At 48.7% G+C, this 228-nt stretch carries 1 pseudogene; it reads right to left on the minus strand.

Going from position 1 to position 228, the window contains the following annotated elements:
* A pseudogene (locus AB4486_RS26800) lies at positions 1-228 on the minus strand (carbohydrate ABC transporter permease); the annotation flags it as partial.

A 228-nucleotide genomic window follows, 5' to 3' on the forward strand; every position in this document is an offset into this window, starting at 1 on the left:
AACGCCATGCCGTAGATAACATGCACAATCACCAAACCAATGGTTGTGTTAGCCAAGCCCATCTTGCCAAGCATGGTCGCCATTGGCAGAAGTACGACTTGGAACGGAATAAAGCAGCCAAACAACAACAAACTAAAGAACAGGTTTGAGCCTCGGAACTGCCACTTAGTGACCACATAGCCGTTGAATGCTCCGAGCAATGTTGAGATCGCAACCGCAGGTATCACC

Source organism: Vibrio sp. 10N.222.55.C6, from assembly GCF_041473395.1.
Classification (GTDB): Bacteria; Pseudomonadota; Gammaproteobacteria; order Enterobacterales; family Vibrionaceae; genus Vibrio; species Vibrio crassostreae_C.